The organism is Chryseobacterium sp. HNCC26DJ238, assembly GCF_057180465.1.
Map to the genome: position 1 here is coordinate 1 of NZ_JBXUGI010000075.1, position 364 is coordinate 364.

At 38.5% G+C, this 364-nt stretch carries 1 protein-coding gene; it reads left to right on the forward strand.

Annotated elements, in window-relative coordinates; translation table 11 throughout:
* Positions 1–40 precede the first annotated feature (40 nt).
* Positions 41–364: hypothetical protein (locus AC2A07_RS19765; protein ID WP_484051809.1), on the forward strand; the 324-nt coding region annotated here is incomplete at its 3' end.

Below are 364 nucleotides of genomic sequence, written 5' to 3' on the forward strand. Positions count from 1 at the left end.
ATTTAATATGCGTTATAATCATTTGAACCTTCCTTCAAAAATGTCAATTTTTCAGCCCTACAATCCTGCTTTTGGAAGCTATAACTTGGATTATTTGTACAGGGCAGACGGTGTAAAGCTCAGAAAAAAATTTACATCAGTTCCCGAGCGTTCAGGAAATGTCACTACCAAAATTACTGATTATCTTGATGGGTTTCATTATAACCAGACTCAGGTTACAACTCCATGCATGTTTTGTCCGGTTGAATTTGCCTACGAAGAGCGTGCCTACCGGAAGGTGGCTCCACAGCCTATAGGATTGGAATCTGCTTTCGTACTTGATTTTGTGGGTACTTCAGAAGGATTTTTCAGTTTTAAAGAAAAT